Source organism: Paraburkholderia sp. BR10872 (genome assembly GCF_040965835.1).
GTDB lineage: Bacteria > Pseudomonadota > Gammaproteobacteria > Burkholderiales > Burkholderiaceae > Paraburkholderia > Paraburkholderia nodosa_A.
This window is the reverse complement of record NZ_JBFRCN010000134.1, coordinates 1-1,488: the sequence shown is the minus strand read 5'-3', so window position 1 is coordinate 1,488 and position 1,488 is coordinate 1. Positions and strand designations below refer to the sequence as shown.

The 1,488-nt window shown below is 54.0% G+C and carries 2 tRNA genes and 2 rRNA genes; all 4 read left to right on the top strand.

Annotated elements, in window-relative coordinates:
• Positions 1-660: ribosomal RNA gene (locus AB4Y43_RS40355) — 16S ribosomal RNA — on the top strand; the annotation flags it as partial.
• Between the two features lie 66 nt (positions 661-726).
• Positions 727-803: transfer RNA gene (locus tag AB4Y43_RS40350), tRNA-Ile, on the top strand.
• A 39-nt stretch (positions 804-842) separates the two neighbouring features.
• Positions 843-918, top strand: a tRNA-Ala gene (locus AB4Y43_RS40345).
• A gap of 348 nt (positions 919-1,266) precedes the next feature.
• Positions 1,267-1,488 (top strand): 23S ribosomal RNA (locus tag AB4Y43_RS40340); the annotation flags it as partial.

Here is a 1,488-nt window from a genome sequence, read left to right as displayed (position 1 = left end):
CCGCCTGGGGAGTACGGTCGCAAGATTAAAACTCAAAGGAATTGACGGGGACCCGCACAAGCGGTGGATGATGTGGATTAATTCGATGCAACGCGAAAAACCTTACCTACCCTTGACATGTACGGAAGTCCGCCGAGAGGTGGATGTGCCCGAAAGGGAGCCGTAACACAGGTGCTGCATGGCTGTCGTCAGCTCGTGTCGTGAGATGTTGGGTTAAGTCCCGCAACGAGCGCAACCCTTGTCCCTAGTTGCTACGCAAGAGCACTCCAGGGAGACTGCCGGTGACAAACCGGAGGAAGGTGGGGATGACGTCAAGTCCTCATGGCCCTTATGGGTAGGGCTTCACACGTCATACAATGGTCGGAACAGAGGGTTGCCAAGCCGCGAGGTGGAGCCAATCCCAGAAAACCGATCGTAGTCCGGATCGCAGTCTGCAACTCGACTGCGTGAAGCTGGAATCGCTAGTAATCGCGGATCAGCATGCCGCGGTGAATACGTTCCCGGGTCTTGTACACACCGCCCGTCACACCATGGGAGTGGGTTTTGCCAGAAGTGGCTAGTCTAACCGCAAGGAGGACGGTCACCACGGCAGGATTCATGACTGGGGTGAAGTCGTAACAAGGTAGCCGTATCGGAAGGTGCGGCTGGATCACCTCCTTTCCAGAGCTCATCGCTCGCAGCGTTTTAAGCGCTCACACTTGTCGGCTGTAAGAAAGACAGACTCAGGGGTCTGTAGCTCAGTCGGTTAGAGCACCGTCTTGATAAGGCGGGGGTCGATGGTTCGAATCCATCCAGACCCACCACTGTCTGTGACGGGCAGTCCCCCTGAAGTATGTGTGACTGGGGGATTAGCTCAGCTGGGAGAGCACCTGCTTTGCAAGCAGGGGGTCGTCGGTTCGATCCCGTCATCCTCCACCAATCCTCAATGCACAGCGTTCTGCACGAAGCAGAACCTTTTGCATTGGCGATTGAGCCAGTCAGAGCGGTATGACGCATCACTGCGAAATATCGGCTGTCGTTCTTTAACAATCAGGAAGAAGTAGTAAAGAGATTCATCCAAAACACACCTGGAGATGGGTGTGGAGTAGGTGAATCAGGGTTGTGATTGTATCGATGTATTTTTAAGTGATCGAAAGATTGCCTTGAAATACGGCGCAACACGAATACTCAACCTGTAGCGAGTGTTCTTCTGCTTGTCCCCTACGGGGATGAGCCCAGAGTAAGCGCTAAAGCGCTAACTCTGGCCGCAAGACACACCCGTTATAGGGTCAAGCGAACAAGTGCATGTGGTGGATGCCTTGGCGATCACAGGCGATGAAGGACGCGGTAGCCTGCGAAAAGCTGTGGGGAGCTGGCAAACAAGCTTTGATCCACAGATGTCCGAATGGGGAAACCCACTCCGAATGGAGTATCCATGGCTGAATACATAGGCCATGCGAAGCGAACGCGGCGAACTGAAACATCTAAGTAGCCGCAGGAAAAGAAATC